The organism is Candidatus Eisenbacteria bacterium (assembly GCA_035712145.1).
Taxonomy (GTDB): domain Bacteria; phylum Eisenbacteria; class RBG-16-71-46; order RBG-16-71-46; family RBG-16-71-46; genus DASTBI01.
On record DASTBI010000036.1, the window covers coordinates 48,559 to 64,681 of the forward strand.

16 protein-coding genes are annotated in these 16,123 nt (G+C 66.5%); 12 read left to right on the top strand and 4 right to left on the bottom strand.

Annotation, left to right across the window (positions count from 1 at the left end; translation table 11 throughout):
* Positions 1-49 precede the first annotated feature (49 nt).
* Genes VFQ05_02260 through VFQ05_02275 form a run of 4 tightly spaced genes read left to right on the top strand, consistent with a single transcriptional unit; the run spans position 50 to position 3,683 of the window.
* Positions 50-1,024, top strand: a complete 975-nt coding sequence (locus VFQ05_02260; GenBank protein HET9325576.1) for an alpha-ketoacid dehydrogenase subunit beta — start codon at positions 50-52, stop codon at positions 1,022-1,024.
* Between the two features lie 4 nt (positions 1,025-1,028).
* On the top strand, positions 1,029-1,331 hold the full coding sequence (locus tag VFQ05_02265) for an antibiotic biosynthesis monooxygenase (GenBank protein HET9325577.1): 303 nt from the start codon (positions 1,029-1,031) through the stop codon (positions 1,329-1,331).
* A gap of 31 nt (positions 1,332-1,362) precedes the next feature.
* Positions 1,363-2,586 carry a dihydrolipoamide acetyltransferase family protein gene (locus VFQ05_02270; protein HET9325578.1) on the top strand — a complete coding sequence of 408 codons (1,224 nt, stop codon included), beginning with the start codon at positions 1,363-1,365 and terminating at the stop codon, positions 2,584-2,586.
* The gene (locus tag VFQ05_02275) at positions 2,583-3,683 is read left to right on the top strand and encodes a thiamine pyrophosphate-dependent dehydrogenase E1 component subunit alpha (protein HET9325579.1); all 1,101 of its coding nucleotides are present in this window, start codon (positions 2,583-2,585) and stop codon (positions 3,681-3,683) included. The genes VFQ05_02270 and VFQ05_02275 overlap by 4 nt, the downstream gene beginning before the upstream one ends.
* Before the next feature lie 14 nt (positions 3,684-3,697).
* Here the strand turns inward: VFQ05_02275 and VFQ05_02280 are convergent, their stop codons facing one another.
* The 4 genes from VFQ05_02280 to VFQ05_02295 form a co-directional block, all read right to left on the bottom strand.
* The gene (locus VFQ05_02280; protein HET9325580.1) at positions 3,698-4,870 is read right to left on the bottom strand and encodes a glycosyltransferase family 9 protein; all 1,173 of its coding nucleotides are present in this window, start codon (positions 4,868-4,870) and stop codon (positions 3,698-3,700) included.
* Between the two features lie 67 nt (positions 4,871-4,937).
* Positions 4,938-6,005, bottom strand: a complete 1,068-nt coding sequence (locus VFQ05_02285; protein ID HET9325581.1) for a PorV/PorQ family protein — start codon at positions 6,003-6,005, stop codon at positions 4,938-4,940.
* Positions 6,002-7,012: a FlgD immunoglobulin-like domain containing protein gene (locus VFQ05_02290; GenBank protein HET9325582.1), complete on the bottom strand. Its 1,011-nt coding sequence runs from the start codon at positions 7,010-7,012 to the stop codon at positions 6,002-6,004. The genes VFQ05_02285 and VFQ05_02290 overlap by 4 nt, the downstream gene beginning before the upstream one ends.
* Before the next feature lie 8 nt (positions 7,013-7,020).
* A complete protein-coding gene (locus VFQ05_02295; GenBank protein HET9325583.1) occupies positions 7,021-7,863 on the bottom strand; it encodes a fibronectin type III domain-containing protein in 843 nt (280 codons plus the stop codon).
* An 886-nt stretch (positions 7,864-8,749) separates the two neighbouring features.
* Between VFQ05_02295 and VFQ05_02300 the strand changes: the two genes are divergently transcribed.
* From VFQ05_02300 to pilM, 8 genes are all read left to right on the top strand, one after another.
* Positions 8,750-9,874 carry a PilT/PilU family type 4a pilus ATPase gene (locus tag VFQ05_02300; protein HET9325584.1) on the top strand — a complete coding sequence of 375 codons (1,125 nt, stop codon included), beginning with the start codon at positions 8,750-8,752 and terminating at the stop codon, positions 9,872-9,874.
* Positions 9,871-11,595 carry an ATPase, T2SS/T4P/T4SS family gene (locus VFQ05_02305; GenBank protein ID HET9325585.1) on the top strand — a complete coding sequence of 575 codons (1,725 nt, stop codon included), beginning with the start codon at positions 9,871-9,873 and terminating at the stop codon, positions 11,593-11,595. Before VFQ05_02300 ends, VFQ05_02305 begins: the two co-directional genes overlap by 4 nt.
* A 4-nt stretch (positions 11,596-11,599) precedes the next feature.
* The gene (locus VFQ05_02310; protein HET9325586.1) at positions 11,600-12,862 is read left to right on the top strand and encodes a type II secretion system F family protein; all 1,263 of its coding nucleotides are present in this window, start codon (positions 11,600-11,602) and stop codon (positions 12,860-12,862) included.
* Positions 12,863-12,899: 37 nt separating this feature from the next.
* Complete coding sequence (locus tag VFQ05_02315) at positions 12,900-13,313, top strand: prepilin-type N-terminal cleavage/methylation domain-containing protein (protein ID HET9325587.1); 414 nt, start codon at positions 12,900-12,902, stop codon at positions 13,311-13,313.
* 56 nt (positions 13,314-13,369) lie between these two features.
* Positions 13,370-13,780: a hypothetical protein gene (locus VFQ05_02320; protein HET9325588.1), complete on the top strand. Its 411-nt coding sequence runs from the start codon at positions 13,370-13,372 to the stop codon at positions 13,778-13,780.
* Between the two features lies 1 nt (position 13,781).
* Positions 13,782-14,279, top strand: coding sequence for a type II secretion system protein (locus VFQ05_02325; protein HET9325589.1), 498 nt, complete (start codon positions 13,782-13,784; stop codon positions 14,277-14,279).
* A 62-nt stretch (positions 14,280-14,341) separates the two neighbouring features.
* Positions 14,342-15,574 (top strand): hypothetical protein, encoded by a 1,233-nt coding sequence (locus VFQ05_02330; protein ID HET9325590.1) that lies wholly within the window; start codon positions 14,342-14,344, stop codon positions 15,572-15,574.
* On the top strand, positions 15,575-16,123 hold a 549-nt coding region (gene pilM / locus VFQ05_02335; protein HET9325591.1), incomplete at its 3' end, for a pilus assembly protein PilM.

Here is a 16,123-nt window from a genome sequence, read left to right on the forward strand (position 1 = left end):
TCCGGCCCTTGAGTAGACTGCGCCGCTCCACTCTCTCCGGAGACACTTCGTGCCCCAGATGACGATGGTGCAGGCGATCCAGGACGCGCTCCGGATCGCGCTTCGCGAGGACCCGCGTGTGGTGCTGATGGGTGAGGACGTCGGCAAGAACGGCGGCGTCTTTCGCGTGACCGAAGGCCTGCAGGCGGAGTTCGGGGCCGAGCGCGTGGCCGACACGCCGCTGGCCGAGAACGGCATCGTCGGCGGCGCGATCGGCATGGCGCTCTACGGCATGAAGCCGGTCGCCGAGATCCAGTTCGTCGACTTCATCTACCCGGCGTTCGACCAGATCGTCTCCGAGCTGGCCAAGATGCGCTGGCGCTCCGCCGGCCAGTACGCGTGTCCGGTCGTGGTGCGCGCCCCCTACGGCGGTGGCATTCGCGGCGGTCTCTACCACTCGCAGAGCCCGGAAGCGTACTTCTGCCACACCGCGGGGCTCACGGTGGTGATCCCTGCCACACCGACCGAAGCCAAAGGCCTCCTCCTCTCCGCCATCGCGGGCGAGGACCCGGTGATCTTCCTCGAGCCCAAGCGTCTCTATCGCACCCTGAAGGAAGACGTTCCGGAGGGCCGCTTCACCACGCCCCTCTCCAAGGCGGAGGTGGTCCGGGAGGGCACGGAGTGCACGGTGATCGCCTACGGCGCGATGGTGCCGGTGGCGCTCGAGGCCGCGAAGGAAGCCGAGTCGCGCGGCGTCTCGGTCGAGGTCGTGAATCTGCGCACGCTGGTTCCACTCGATGCCGACACCATGCTGGAGAGCGTGCGCAAGACCGGTCGCGTGGTGATCCTCCACGAGGCGCCGCGCACCTGCGGATTCGGCGCCGAGCTGTCGGCGCTGATCGCCGAGCAGGCGCTGACCTCCCTGCAGGCCCCGGTCCTCAGGGTCACCGGCTACGACACGCCGTTCCCCTACACGCTCGAGCACGCCTATCTCCCGGATGCCGCCCGGGTGCTGCGCGCGCTCGAGCACGTGATGCGCTACTAGACGCATGCTGGTCGTGGTGTGGGAGTATCGCGCCAAGCCCGAGCGGGTCGATGACTTCGAGTCCTTCTATCGTCCGGATGGCCCATGGGGCGAGCTGTTCCGCCAGTCGCCCGCGTTCGTCAGCACCACGTTGATGAAGGACCTGCGCGACGCGCAGCGGTTCGTGGTCGCCGATCGCTGGACCAGCGAGATCGTGTACGAGGAGTTCAAGCGCGAGCGCGCGGAGGAGTACAACTCACTCTCGGAGCGGGGCGCGCGGCTCTACGAGCACGAGCGGGAGATCGGTCGGTTCGACTTCCTGGATTGACCGCGCCCATGCCGGCGCGAGCGAGGGAGACATGGCTTTCGAGGTGAAACTTCCCGACATCGGTGAAGGCGTGGCCGAGGGGGAGATCGTGCGCTGGATGGTGAAGCCGGGAGACGCGGTGAAGGAGCACCAGCCGATGGTCGAGGTCATGACCGACAAGGCCAGCGTCGAAATTCCGGCGCCGCGCACCGGGACGATCAAAGCACTCCACGCGCAGGAGGGCGAGGTCGTGCCGGTCGGCACGGTCATCGTCTCGATCGATGTGGACGGCGCGGACGCCCCGGCCGCCGTGGCGGCCCCCGAGCATGCGGCCGGCGCCGCGAAGGCCACGACCGCCGCGGCGGTCAGAGCGACCTCGGCCGCGCGCACCCGTGTCCAGGCGACGCCTGCGGTCCGGCAGCTCGCCCAGCAGCTCGGCGTGGCGCTCGAAGGCATCGCGGGCAGCGGCCCCGAGGGGGCGGTTACGGCCGACGACGTTCGCCGGGCGGCGGAAGGCGGTCCCGCGAAGGCCGCCGCTCCAGCGAAGACCGCACCGGCGACCCCGTCCGGCGAGACCCGCGTGCCCCTGCGGGGTCTGCGCCGCAAGATCGCCGAGCACATGCGGCATTCGCTCGACACCGCCGCGCACTTCACGTTCGTGGCCGAGTGCGACATGACCGCGGTCGTCGAGCATCGCGAGTGGCTCCTCCCCCGCGCCCGCAAGGCGGGCGTCCCGCTCACCTACCTGGCGTATCTGGTGAAAGCGCTGATCGAGCCTCTGCGCAAGTACCCTCTGCTCAACGCGAGCCTCGACGACGAGAAAGGCGAGGTCGTGATCAAGCCCGACATCCACGTCGGCATCGCCACCGCCACCGAGGAGGGATTGATGGTGCCGGTGATCCACGAGGCCGACCGCCGCACGCTGCTCGAGATCGCGGTCGAGATCCATCGCCTGGCGCGCGGCGCGCGCGAAGGCAAGCTCGAGGTGCGCGAGCTCCAGGGCGGGACGTTCACCGTGACCAGCACCGGGGCCCGCGGAGGCCTCCTCGCCACGCCCATCCTTCATCACCCTCAAGTGGCGATCCTCGGGGTCCACGAGGTGAAGAAGAAGCCCGCGGTGGTGGACGGCCAGATCGTTGCGCGCGACATGACGAACCTGTCGCTCTCGCTCGACCATCGCGTCGTCGACGGCGCGGTCGGCGCGGACTTCCTCTACGAAGTGATCGCCCGGCTCCAGCATCCCGAAGCCTGGCTCACGCCGGAGGCCATCGGATGAGCGCTCCGCTGCTGCAGACGCTCGATCTGGAGGGGCGCGCGACCGGACCGGCGCCGGACGTGCCTGCCGAGGACCTGGTCCGCCTCTTCCGGCACATGCTGATGATGCGGGTGCTCGATCAGCGCATGCTCTCGCTGCAGCGTCAGGGTCGCATCGGATTCTATGGGACCGCGGCGGGGCAGGAAGCCGCCGTGACCGGATCGGCTTACGCCCTGCGCGAAACCGACTGGGTGTTCCCCGCGCTGCGGGAGATGGGCGTCGCGCTGTGGCGCGGCACGTCGTTCAGGGACATCGTCTGCCAGCTGATCGGCAACTCCGGCGACGTGCTCATCGGACGGCAGATGCCTTGCCACTTCAGCGACCGCAAGGTGCTGACGGTCGCCTGGTCCTCGGTGATCGCCACCCAGCTTCCGCACGCGATGGGCGCCGCGTGGGCCGCCAAGCTCCAGGGCCACGACACGGTCATGATGGGCTACCTCGGCGACGGCGCGACCTCGACGGGGGACTTCCATGCGGCCGCCAACTTCGCCGGCGTGCTGAAGGCGCCGGTAGTGTTCTTCATCCAGAACAACCAATGGGCGATCTCGGTGCCGCTGTCACGGCAGACCGCTTCCGAGACCTTGGCGATCAAGGCGCAGTCGTACGGATTCCCCGGCGTTCGCGTGGACGGCAACGACATCCTCGCGGTGATCGCCGCGACCCGCGCCGCGGTGGAGCGCGCGCGGGCGGGTGAGGGACCGACGCTGATCGAAGCGGTCACGTTCCGCATGGGCGGCCATTCCTCGAGCGACGATCCGACGCGCTACCGCGAAGGCGCCCTGGTCGAGGAATGGCAGCGTCGCGATCCCGTCGTGCGTTTCCGTGGCTACCTCCGAGGTCTTGGGCTCGTGAAGGATGGAGACGAGGAGCGCTGGAACGCGGAGGCCGACGAGGCCATCGCCACCGCCGTCCGCGAAGCCGAGGCGCTTCCTCCGCCTCCGATCGAGAGCATGTTCAGCGACGTCTACAAGGACATGCCCCGGCACATCCAGGAGCAGATGCGTTACGCCGCGGCCATGGGCGCCGGCGGCAAGAACGAAGGCGCGTTTCCGCTGTAGTCGGGTGTGGCGCTTCAGGACGTGGAAGGGAGCGCCAGCGAGACGCGCACGCCCTCGATCGCGGCGCTCAGCGGGATCGCCGCGATCCCGTTCGGCGCGTAGAACGCGATCGATCGATCGTGCCGCGGCGCCCACTCCCTGGGATCCCCGAGGGAATGGAACGAGACCGTGGGAATGCCCACGGCGGCCGCGATGTGCATCACGCCCGAGTCGTTGCACGCCAGCAAGTCGAGGGCGGAGCAGGCGGCGGCGAACTCGCCGATCCCACCCGCCGGCACGAGACCCGCGGTCACGCCGCGCGCGGCAAGCCCGGCGACCACCGCAGCGGCTCGTCCACGCTCGCGCGGAGAATCGAACACCACGAGCCAAAGGCGATCTCGAGCGCCGGCGAGCTCGGCGCCGAGTTCGACGAACGACTCCAGCGGCCAGCACTTGAGCTCGTTGGCCGCGCCGGGGTGGAGCCCCACGATGCGTCCGGGGCCATCGACATCGCCGAGCCCGCGCAGCGCTTCCTCGATCCGCGCGCGACCCGCCGCGCGATCGTTCTCCGAAAGCTCGAGATGGGTGAGTGGTCGCTCGTTCGTTGGCGCGCACCAGCGGACCAGGTCCAGCAGCCGCTCGGCTTGTGCCGTGGAATGGAGTCCCACGTCGACGTCGACGTCGTACAGCGGATCGGTCGATTCCGCCGCGAGCGCTCGCGCTCCGGGATCCTCGGGAGCGTCCGGTGAGATCGGCCCGGCGAACACGCGGCTTCTTCCCACGATCAGCCGGGCGCCCGACCAGAATGCGAATCCATCCGCGGACTTCGAGCGTGACACGCTGTTCATCACGAAGGCCACGTCGGGACGAAAGCGCATCACGCTCGAGGTGACCGAAGCCAGGTGCGCGATCGAGGCGAGGTCCGAGACGCGGGGCAGGACCCAGACGTCGTCGATGTCCTTCACTCGCCGGGCCAGCGGCGCCAGGAACTCACGGGTCAGCACCGCCAGACGCGCTCGCGGGTAGCGCGCCCGCAGCGCGCGAAGCGCCGGCGTCGTCAGCACGAAATCGCCGAGCTGGTCGTGCGGCTTGATGACGAGGATCCGGGTGGCGTTGGCGGCGATCGCGATGCGATCTCGCGCGGCGGGCCGCTTTCGCAGGGATGCCAGCGCGCGAATCGCGCCGCCGGGATGCTGGACTTTCGACATCGAAGCGGCACGCTAGCATCCGGCCGCGGAGCGCCGCCAGCCGGGAACTGCTCGAGGAGAGCGGCCGCTACTTCTTCTTCAGTCCAGGAGGGACCGGAGGCCCGATCAGAGGCACCTTCTTCACGGGCTTCTCGTCGAACGTGTCCGGAATCTCACCCTGACCGTAGGGGTCGCTGCCGAGCCCACCCCAGCTGCTCGGGAAGAACGTGATCGCCACGCGATGCTGCCCGTCCTGGTTGCCCGAGATCAGGTAGCCGTAGTCGAGCCAGAAGCCGTTCGTGCCGGCGCCGAGACCGAAGCTGGGACCGCTCAGCGGATCGTCGGGCTGCTCCGACATCTCGTGACGGTAGCCGGCGCGCAGCGCGAGCATGTCCTTGTAGCGCCACTCGGCGCCCGCGCGGACATCGTTGGCGTACGCGTACGGGAAGTTGGCGTCGACCGCGAGGCTGAGGCCCGTTCCCGGATGCGCGACCGCGAGGCCGAATCCGTAGTTGGACGGGAAGGGATAGACCGCCCCCGAATAGCTCATGTGTCCGCCCAGGTTCTGGAAGGCGAAGCCGCCGGAGAGGATCCCATGGCGATACATCAAGCCACCGTCGAACGTCGTCCCGACACCCGACACGTCGCCGAGCTGCTCCATCACGGTTTTCACGCCGAAGCCGACCGTGAGCCGCCCGATCTGCTGAGCGAGGTGCCCTCCGGCGGCGAATCCGGAGACGGTGAACGCGCCGGTGGGGTTGTTGGAGGCATCGCGGCCCTCGAACGAGCCGTCTCCCTGATAGAGACCGGAGATCGACCAGCGGGTTCCAGCGTTGCCGAGCTTGCCGCCCATGGCGGCCCACTCCTGCAGGCTCGCATTGTCGAGACCGGAGTGAGACAGGACGATGGTCCCTTGATCCATCCAGCCGAGCGCGGCGGGATTCCACGAGCTGGCGGCGAGGTCGGTGCCGAGACCGATGGTCGCGCCGCCCATTCCGAGGATGCGCGGGCCAGCGCCCAGGCTCAGGAAGCTCGCGGCGGTCGTGCCGGCGTTGTCCTCGCTGGCGCCCGCGAAGCCCGCCGCCACGATCGCCATGGCGAGCATCGCCCCCAGACACAGGAGCAGGATCCGTTTGATCTGACGGGGTGCGCTCATGGCTGCCTCACGAGCTTGACGCTCAAACGCTGACCGGTGCTGATCAGCCAGGCTGTGTAGACACCCGGCGCGGCAGAGCCGCCGGCGTCGTTGCGGCCGTCCCAGACCACGGTCTGCGGACCTCCGGTGAGACCCGCGAGCGAGAGGCTGCGGATGCGCCGCCCGCCGGAATCCATGATGAACAGCTCGGCGCCGCCTCCAGCGGCGGGAATGTTGACCGGGATGTTGACCATGGTCGAGACGCGGCTGGGATTGGGATAGACCGGGCTCAGCTCGAAGACCGTGGTGATCGCGGCGCCGCCGAAATTCAGCGTGACCGTCGCGCTGCGCGCGCTCTCATTGCCGGTCACGTCGCGAGCGCTGATCTGGTACCAGACCTGATTCGTGCCCGCGGGAATCGCGGTGTCCAGGAACTGGGTGGCATTGAATCCGGCGGGACTGATGGCCTGCCATGCGCCACCCGACGTGAGCCGTCGATAGACCGTGTAGCCCGCGAGGTCGGCTTCGGAGTTGGCCGACCAGCGGATTCTCCCCTGCGTGCTGTTCTCGGCCGCGACCGTGACGCCCGAAGGCGCCGACGGCGGCGCGGTGTCGATGATCCAATCCCACCGCACCACGTTGGAGAGCGCCGACGTGTTGCCGGCGTCATCGACCGCCTTGATCGCGAAGTAGTAGGTCGTGCCGCGCGAAATGCCGCGCACGATCAAGCTCTGCCGCTGGCCAGCCGGGAGCGGCGCCGGTGCGGCACCGATCAGCCAGGCCGAATCCCAGTTGCTGTCGTTGATCGGCGACGTCGAGAGGCGGACTTCATAGTGGTCGGCGGTGCCCGCCAGGCCGTCGTCGCCCGGAGCGGTCCACACGAGCATCAGCGTGTCGGCTCCGGTTCCCTGCGCCGCGGCCATCTGGGGCGTGAGCACCCACCCGAGCCCCAAGGACAGCAGGAGGGCCGGGAGATATCCCCGGCCCTTCAGACTGGGGGTCCGGCGGCGCGAAAGTCGGGCTTCCATGCCGACTCCTACCGGCCCCCACGATTGCGATTCGTGCGCAGTGCCACACCCGTCGAGCGATCGACATCGGGCACGCTGGTCCGCCAGCTGAACCACGCGAGTCCGACCGCGAGGTCACGCACGGCGGCGGGAGCGGTCTGGTCCGGCGTCGTCGTATTGACCACGTTGGACAGGGCCGACGGGTTGCCGGCGTTGTCGATCACCTTCACCGCGAAGTAGTAGGTGGTTTGCCGGGTCAAGCCGGTGACGGTGAAGTTGGTCACCGTGTTCGGAGCCGCGGGCACCGGCTCGCCGCTCGCCTGGGTGGCCGAGCCCCAGTTGGCGGCGGTGATCGGCGTCGTCGAGTAGCGCACGTCGTAAGTGGTCGCGGTGCCGGTGAGGCTGTCGTCACCGGTCGCGTTCCAGCGCAGGCTCACGGTGGTCTCGGTCGAGCCGGTCACGCTCACGTTGGCGAGCGGCGCGGGCCGGACGGTGTCGGGGGCCGAGAGCGTGGTGCGCGAGATCACGTTGGAGAGCCCCGACCAGTTGGGGACCTCGTCGGCGGTCTTGAGGGCGAAGTAGTAGGTGGTATTCGAATTGAGACCCGTGACCGTGATGGTCTGACGGGTGCCGGCGGCGGTCGGAACCGGAGTTCCGGTGAAGCGCGCCGCGCTGGCGAAGTTGGCTGCGGTGATGGCAGACGTCGAATAGCGCAAGTCGTACTGCGCTGCGGTACCCGTCAAACTGTCATCTCCAGGCGCGGTCCACGACAGCTGCACGCTGTTGAACGTGACGGTCTGCGCCATGCCGATGCTGGGCACGACACTGACGCCAATGACCGCGATCAAGACCAGAGCGATGGCTGAGCGCATCGGATCTCCCTCCACGCCGCCGCCCCGGACCAGAGGGTTGGCGACCTCCGCGAACGAATGGCTGGATGCAGCGTGCGGCGCCGGACGAGGGGTGTCGGGGGCCTGTCACCGCAGATCACACGGACGCATTCCTCATGAACGCGAACCGCGCAACCGCGTGCCGCCACAGCAGGAAGCATGCCCTGCAGTGGGTCACGACGGGCCACCGACCGGCCTCGCCAGAACCAGCGGAAAGGGCCAGCTTTTCACCCAGGAACGAAGCTAGGATTCGGGTCCCGTGGGGAGACCGGGCGGAGAACAGCATTGAATTCCGCAACTGCTGTCGGCCCGACTGCAATGCGAGGGCGACCTTCCCTGCTCGCAGAAGAGCCAGAGTCTGGCTCGGAGACTCATCCCTGATGCGCGTTCCGAGGGGTCCGGTCAGTCCTCGATCACACGCGGACGGGAAACTGCCACATGGGCATCGCGACGATCCAGGGAATTCTCGGGGGAAGATGCATCGCGACCGCGTCGAATACCCCTTCCATCGAGGTTGGTTCCTCCAGAATCGGGCGCAAGAGTTTTTTCGCCTCGTCGATGACGGTGGCGAACGGACCTCGTTGAGCAATGCAGATCGCATGATTCCGCAACGCGATGAGTCCTCCTCTCGGAGAAACCGCTCGAAGTGCCGGGATCGTTGACACCCCGCCCCTAACGCCCTAAGATCACTGCGCTTCCGTCACATCGGGAAGCTCGAGACGCCCGCCTCTCCGATGCCCGCCCCGCGGCCCTTTATTGGGCCCGACCCTTAGAATCGTTCGGGCTGACTCGTATACCGATGCTGCGGCTTTGGAATGACGTCGTGCCTGCCCTTGCCGGCATGACGTCGGTGGATCGGTTGGAGGTCATGAGCGCGATCACACTCGAGAGAGACGCGGTGTTGCGGAAGGCGGTCGAGCTCGGCTCGTCCGACCTCATCATCACCGTCGATCAACCGGTGATGGTGACGATCGGAGGCGTGCTGCAGCCCTTGCCCGGCTCGCCTCCGGTGACCTCCGCCGACTCCCGTCGCCTCGCCGAGAGCTTCCTGACTCCCGCGCTCCACGAGAAGTTCCTCCGCGACCAGGAGCTGGACACGCGCTACCACTTTCCCGGGGTGGCGAACTTCCGCGTCAATCTCTACGTCCAGCGCGGACACTGGGGCACCGCGATCCGGATCGTGCCGCTCACCATTCCCCTGCCGAGCGAGATCGGCCTCTCGCCTCACGTCGTCTCGAAGCTGCTCGGGATCACCCGCGGCCTGGTCCTCGTCACCGGGCCGACCGGAGCCGGCAAGTCGACGACCATCGCCTCGCTGCTGGAACAGGTGAACCAGGGAGGCGTGCGGCGCCACATCGTGACCGTCGAGGACCCGATCGAGTTCCTCTACGAATCCAAGAACGCGGTCATCGACCAGCGGGAAGTCGGCACCGACACCAAGAGCTACGCGCGCGGGCTCAAGGGCGCGCTGCGCCAGCTGCCGCACATCATCTTCGTGGGCGAGATGCGCGACCTCACCAGCATGGCGATCGCGCTGACCGCCGCCGAGACCGGCAACCTGGTCATCTCCACGATGGCCACGCAGACCGCGGCCCAGACCGTGAACCGCATCATCGATTCGTTCCCGCAGCACCAACACTCGCAGATCCGCTCGCAGCTCGCGCTGACGCTGAGAGCGGTCGTCTCGCAGGTCCTGCTCCCCCGCGCCGACGGCCGCGGCAGGATCGCGGCGCGGGAGCTGATGTTCGTGAACCCGGCGATCTCGAACCTGATCCGTGACGACAAGATCCACCAGATTCCCAACGTCATCGCCACCAGCCTCCGCGAAGACATGATGGCGATGGACGACGCGCTGATCGAGTTGGTCGAGCGCGGTCGCATCAACTTCGACGTCGCCTATCCTCACTTCGAGGACATCGAGAAGCGCGCGCTGCTGCAGAAGCGCCACTACCGGGTCGCGCCCATTCCCGAGGCCACGAGGGCCCGCGCATGACGCTCTCCTACCGGTTGTCGACGCGCCGCTTCGGCGAGCTGGTCCTCGAGCACGGCAAGGCCACGACGGATCAGATCGACCTGGCGCTCCGGTCCAAGAACGATCCGCGCGAGCGGCTCGGGCAGACCTTGGTGCGGCTCGGGATACTCGATGAAGGCGACGTGGTGGAGCTGCTGGCCCGGCAGTTCGGCCTCCCGATCGCCGAGGCCTCGCGTCTCTCGCTCGCCGATCCCGAGGTCGTCCAGCTCATCCCCGAGCATCTGGCGCGGCAGGCCTGCGTGCTCGCGCTGGCAAAGAAGGACGGCGCGCTCGAGATCGCCATGGGCGATCCGCTCGACGTCGTCTCGATCGACCACCTGAGGGCCCTGACCGGCTGCAACGCCATCCGGGTGTCGATCGCCAGGCCGAGCGAGGTTCGCGAGGCGATCGACGAGTTCTACCAGCAGATCCGCACCAAAGAGCGCGTCGGCGAGATCTTCGAGAAGCTCGATCTCACGCCGGGCTCCGAAGGCGACGAGGACGTCGACCTCGCCACCCTGCGGCAGCAGGTCGAGGACGCGCCGGTGGTGCGGCTGGTGAACCTCATGCTGGCGGAGGCCATCGACGACCGCGCCAGCGACGTGCACGTCGAGCCGCTTCGGGACCGCCTGGTCGTGCGCTTCCGCATCGACGGCATCCTGCACGAGGTGATGAAGCCCCCGAAGAACCTCCAGATGGCGATCGTCTCGCGCATCAAGGTGCTCGCCGATCTCGACATCGCCACGCGGCTGCTGCCGCAGGACGGGCGCCTCACCGTGCATCTGCCCGAGCGTGAAGTCGACATCCGCGTGTCCACGCTGCCGACCGCCCATGGCGAGAAGGTCGTGATGCGGCTCTTCGACAAGACCTCCTTCTCGCGCCAGGTCTCGAACCTCGGCCTCGACGGCCCCCTGCTGCCGGCCTTCCAGCGGGCCATTCACCAGCCCTACGGCATGATCCTGATCTCCGGGCCGACGGGCAGCGGCAAGACCACCACGCTCTACGCCGCGCTCAACGAGATCCGCTCGGTCCACAGGAACCTGCTCACCGTCGAGGACCCGATCGAGTACCACATCGACGGCGTCAACCAGGTGCACGCCAACGCCAAGGTGGGAATGTCGTTCGCGCGCGCGCTGCGCTCGATCCTGAGGCAGGACCCCGACGTGATCATGATCGGCGAGATCCGCGACGCCGAGACGGCCGACATCGCGGTGAAGAGCGCCCTGACCGGGCACCTCGTGCTGTCCACCGTTCACGCCAACGACGCGCCCGGCACGGTGACGCGACTGGTCGACATGGGCGTCCCCCGCTACCTGGTGGGCTCGGCGGTCACGCTGGTCATGGCCCAGCGACTGGTTCGCAGGGTGTGCGAGCGCTGCCGCGAGCCGGTGATCCCCGAGCCGGAAGCCCTGGCGGTGCTGAGCGACGATGCCGCCACCCTGACCGGGCACCCGATGCAGCGAGGCCGGGGTTGCCTGGCCTGCAAGCAGACTGGCTACTATGGACGTACGGCCGTTTTCGAATTGCTCGAGCTCACACGCCCGGTGCGGCGCATGGTGCTCGACGGACTCAACGAAGACCAGATCAAGCAGCGCGCCGTGGCCGAGGGGATGCTGACCCTGCGCAAGCACGGCGTGCAGAAGATCCTCCAAGGAGTGACCACGATCGATGAGGTGAGGGCCGCCACTCTCGCCGACGGCTAGAACGATGCCGAGCTACTTCTATAAAGCCCGCGACGCGAACGGGCACGCGCACGAGGGGATCGAGATCGCCTCCTCCGAGGAGGAGGTGCTCCGGGTTCTCGAGAGCTCGCACCTGACGCCGGTCTTCATCGAGAGCCGCGCGCCGAACGCGGCAGCCCTGGTGCGCGGCAAGATCGCGGTGCGCTCCGCCGAGGTCGTGGAGCGCTGGCGCAGCTCGGTCAAGCCGGTCTCGGTGGCGCTGTTCGCGCGCCAGCTCTCGACCATGATCCACGCCGGACTCCCGATGGTGAGGAGCCTGCGCTCGATCAGCCGCGACCACGAGGACAAGAAGATGGCGCGGATCCTGGGCCACGTCGCGGACGACGTGCAGAAGGGTGACTCGCTGTCCACCGCACTCGGCAAGCACCCCGGATCCTTCGGCGAGGTGTTCGTGAGCCTGGTCAACACCGGGGAGGTCAGCGGCACGCTGGACAAGATCATGGATCAGACCGCGACCTACATGGAGCGCGCCGAGACGCTACGGCTCAAGGTGCAGGCCGCCCTCCGCTACCCGATCTTCGTGATGTCCTTCGCCCTGCTGATCCTGATCGTCATGGTGGTGAAGATCGTGCCGATGTTCACGGGGATCTACGCCCGCTTCAAGGTCGAGCTTCCCTGGCCCACCAAGGTGCTGCTCGCCGTCAGCAACGCCGTGGTCGGCAATCTATTGATCGTCACGGGCTTGGCGGTCTTTGCGGTGGGGATGTTCCTCTACTTTGCCCAGACGGAGCGAGGCAAGCTGTGGATCGACAGGACCAAGTTCAACTTGCCGCTCTTTGGGCCCCTGATTCAGTTGTATGCTATCACCAAGTTTTCCAGGACCTTGGGCATCCTCACCTCGAGCGGCACGCAGATCCTCTACGCCCTCAAGGTGATGCGCCCGGTCCCCGGGAACAAAGTCTTGGAGCGTGGGATCGACCAGGTCCGTTCCCGCGTGGAGGAAGGCGACGCGCTTTCGCGCGCCATGGAAGAGACGGGCGTGTTCCCGGAGATGCTGGTCCAGATGACCGCCACGGGGGAAGAGACGGGCAAGCTGGACGAGATGCTGTCCCGTACCGCCGACTTCTATGAGCAGCGCGTGACGACTCAGGTCGATGGGCTCAGCTCGCTGATCGAGCCCATCGCCATCGTGGTGTTGGGCGGCCTGGTGGGCGTGATGCTGCTCGCCCTCTATCTGCCCATCTTCAACCTCGGCCAGGCCATGCGCTCAGGCCTGGTGGGGCATTAGTACCGGGAGAGCCAAGAGAGCCAGGAGGATCAGTTCCATGCGCAGGAATCAGAAGGGCTTCACGCTGATGGAGTTGATGGTCGTGATCGTCATCGTGGCCATTCTGGCGGCGGTGGCGGTTCCGCTCTACATCAACTACGTCAAGGACGCCCAGAGAACGGAAGCAAAAGGCGCGATTGGCGCAATCATCACCGCTGAACAAACCTACTATCAACTAAATCGAGAGTACGCGAACTGCCCGGCATTTGTCGTGAACCCGACTCCAGAGGCGCAGAACGGACTCAACTGCGACTTGTCGGAGGCTCTCAATAATTGGGACTTCGCGGTTACGGGTGCATCTGACGATGGGTTCGTGGTGACGGCAACAGGAAAGAACGCCGCTGAGGATCTCAGCGTCACATACACTCACTCCCGCGCTAACCCGCCCGCCCAACCTTGGGTAGATCAATAGCGATAAACCGCGAGTTTCGCGCGCAACGGCGCTCACCTGGCGTAGAGCGCCACTTCGTGCTGAACGAAGTGGGTTTCACGCTCGTTGAAGCCATCACTGCGACGGTCATCGCCATTATTGCGGTATTGGGTCTTGCATTCTCCTTTAGCGCCGGGCGCGGGATGATCGACCGATACGCCGTCGCCCGGAGTGCTCTCGCATCGGCGGAAAGGCGGATGGAATATCTCTCGATCCTCGGTTTGAGGAGCCCTACGCATCCTGACCTGAGCCCCGGGGTTCATCCGCCATCCCCTCTGTCCCTCAACGGAAACACCAGCGGCACCGAGCAGTGGACCGTGACCCCCATAGATGACCCTGCTGATGCCGACAGCAATCCAGACTACAAGCAGGTCGTGGTAGACGTGAGTTGGATGTCAGGCTCCGTCCAGGACAAGGTCGTGCTCACCCGGATCATTCTCGGGAGTTAGCTTGGCTTCCCTCCGGTCGCTACACAACAAGACTCGCGGCTTCACTTTTACCGAGCTGACTGTGGTGATGGTCCTCGCCGGGATTGTCACGCTCGGGCTGGTGACCTTCTACCTCAACTCGCAGATCATGTGGACCGACGCCTCGACCCAGGTGTTGGCGCAACGCGACGCAACCGCAATCCTGGAAGTCATGCGGGACAGCATCCAGACCGCCTCTGATGCTTTGATCCTTCCGGTCGCTGGAGACAGCGCGAACAAGCAGGTGATCGTGATCGAGGGAGGTGTGCAGCGGCAATTCTTCTGGGACCCCGCTGACTCCTGCGTGCATTACGGCATTGGCGGCAGCGACCAGGGCGCGATCACGCCGACCAGGGTCGAGCGCTTCGACGCTTCATTCGACGCCGTGAATGGGATCCTGACCGTGGACAGTCTGCGCGTGCGATCCTCGGCGGGCCAGCGGGTGACTCTGTCGACCTCCATTGGGCTCTACAACAGATGAAACGCGGTCCCGCCCCCACTCGCGATCAGGCCGGATTCATCCTCCCCGGCGTGGTGATGTTCGTGGTCGTGCTCACGATCATCGGGCTCTCGCTGTTCTCGCTCTCGAGCTACGAGGCGCAGTTCATGCGTCAATCGCTGGAGAACACGCAGCTCTTTTACGATGCCAGCGGAGCCCTTGACCGTGCGCGTTTTCTCCTCAGCGCTCCTCCCAAGACGCTGGCATCGGTGGCAACCAATCTGAGTCCCGGCATCTTGTACGCGCGCGCCATGCAGGGCGTGGACAGCACCGGGCCCGTGCAATGGAACACCAACGAGTCCGTGACCATTCGCGTACTGGCCGAGAGGAACGGCCAGCGTCGCATGTTGGAAGCCGCGTTCGATCCCAGCGGGGCCCCGCAGTACGAGAACCTCTTCACGATGTCGGCCACCAACCGCGGCCTCTACCTTTCGCAGACATCGGATAAATACGCGCCCAACCAGAACGTTCGCCTCATGGGCACATGCTGGCAGAACTACAATGGGACCAAGCCGCCGGACCCGCAGTTCGACTGGTACGAAGACATCTACCCGATCCTCACGTCCCCTCCGCCCGTGAGCGACCTCGACCTCAAGTTTGGCGATGTTCCGGCGCCTCAAGTTGCTCAGTTCTGGAACACGAATGAAGCCGCTGCAGAGTGGGTTGAACCTGACAACCAGAACGACATGACCCTGAATGCGAGCGGCGCGCCGAATGGCATCAAACTCTTCAAGACGACGTGGACTTCGGGCGAATGGACCCGCGATATCCTCGCCGCTCACAACGTGGACATCACGGTCTCGGGAATTGCCGTTTGGATGCTCGACAAAGGTCTCTATAGCAAGCCCATGGTGATCGTCCACGGCACTCCGAACGACATGCTGGTCATCGTGGCGAATAAGACCAACACGACGAAGTCACTGGATGCCGGCCAAACGGACGTAGGCCTGTACTTCGCCGGAGGCTTTCACTCTCCGGACGTGCCCGTCATTCTCGTGACGGACGGGTACGTGGGCATCGACGATGCTCCCGCTCCAACGGTCTCGCCTCTCAACGCTTCGGTTCCTTGGCTGACCATCTACGCGAACTTTGCCTGGATCCACGGTCCGGACGCCCCCCCCGGGCAGGTCTACGATTTCCGGCACGGGCCGAATTCTCAAGCTGATGCCAACCTGGACAAGCTGCTTATCGCGGGCCTCCTTCCCAACGCGAAGCGAAGAGGACTGGCCCTCGTTCCGGGCTCTTGGCGCTCGATCACGGACTCCAATCCCAACTAGATGATCCGGCCAACGATCGGCTCGCGGCCCTGGGTCGGGCTCGACCTCGGGACCTACAGCGTCAAGGTGGTCGCGGCGTATGGCGCCGTGGGCGGACCTCGCTATCGCGCCATCGAGGCGCTCATGCCCGGAGCCGACCAGGCGGGGCCATCCGAAGAGACCCTGGCGCATGCCGTTTCTGGAGCGCTCGAAGGGCTCGGACTCTCACCGCGCTCGGCGCGCGGCGTCTCCGTCAGCGTTTCCGGACCAGGAGTGATCGTCAAGCAGATCTCGCTGCCTCTTCTCGACGAATCCGAGGTAGGACCCGCGCTTCGATTCGAGGCGCGCAAGCACCTCCCCTTCGACCCGCAGACCATGGTCATCGATTTCCAGATCCTCGGGCGTTATCCCTCCGAACGGAGGGTCGACCTCCTGCTCGCCGCGGTTCCACGCGAACACCTCGAGCGGCACCTCAAGCCGCTAGGCTTGTTGGGCATCGAGCCGGAAGTCGTGGATGCCGCTCCGCTCGCGCTCGCCAACGCCGTGGGCAAGGACCCGGACCTCGGGGAG

Coding starts and splice junctions, on each gene's coding strand:
- VFQ05_02265 (HET9325577.1), top strand. CDS start 1,029: ATGCTGGTCGTGGTGTGGGAGTATCGCGCCAAGCCCGAGCGGGTCGAT.
- VFQ05_02270 (HET9325578.1), top strand. CDS start 1,363: ATGGCTTTCGAGGTGAAACTTCCCGACATCGGTGAAGGCGTGGCCGAG.
- VFQ05_02275 (HET9325579.1), top strand. CDS start 2,583: ATGAGCGCTCCGCTGCTGCAGACGCTCGATCTGGAGGGGCGCGCGACC.
- VFQ05_02280 (HET9325580.1), bottom strand. CDS start 4,870: ATGTCGAAAGTCCAGCATCCCGGCGGCGCGATTCGCGCGCTGGCATCC.
- VFQ05_02285 (HET9325581.1), bottom strand. CDS start 6,005: ATGAGCGCACCCCGTCAGATCAAACGGATCCTGCTCCTGTGTCTGGGG.
- VFQ05_02290 (HET9325582.1), bottom strand. CDS start 7,012: ATGGAAGCCCGACTTTCGCGCCGCCGGACCCCCAGTCTGAAGGGCCGG.
- VFQ05_02295 (HET9325583.1), bottom strand. CDS start 7,863: ATGCGCTCAGCCATCGCTCTGGTCTTGATCGCGGTCATTGGCGTCAGT.
- VFQ05_02300 (HET9325584.1), top strand. CDS start 8,750: ATGAGCGCGATCACACTCGAGAGAGACGCGGTGTTGCGGAAGGCGGTC.
- VFQ05_02305 (HET9325585.1), top strand. CDS start 9,871: ATGACGCTCTCCTACCGGTTGTCGACGCGCCGCTTCGGCGAGCTGGTC.
- VFQ05_02310 (HET9325586.1), top strand. CDS start 11,600: ATGCCGAGCTACTTCTATAAAGCCCGCGACGCGAACGGGCACGCGCAC.
- VFQ05_02315 (HET9325587.1), top strand. CDS start 12,900: ATGCGCAGGAATCAGAAGGGCTTCACGCTGATGGAGTTGATGGTCGTG.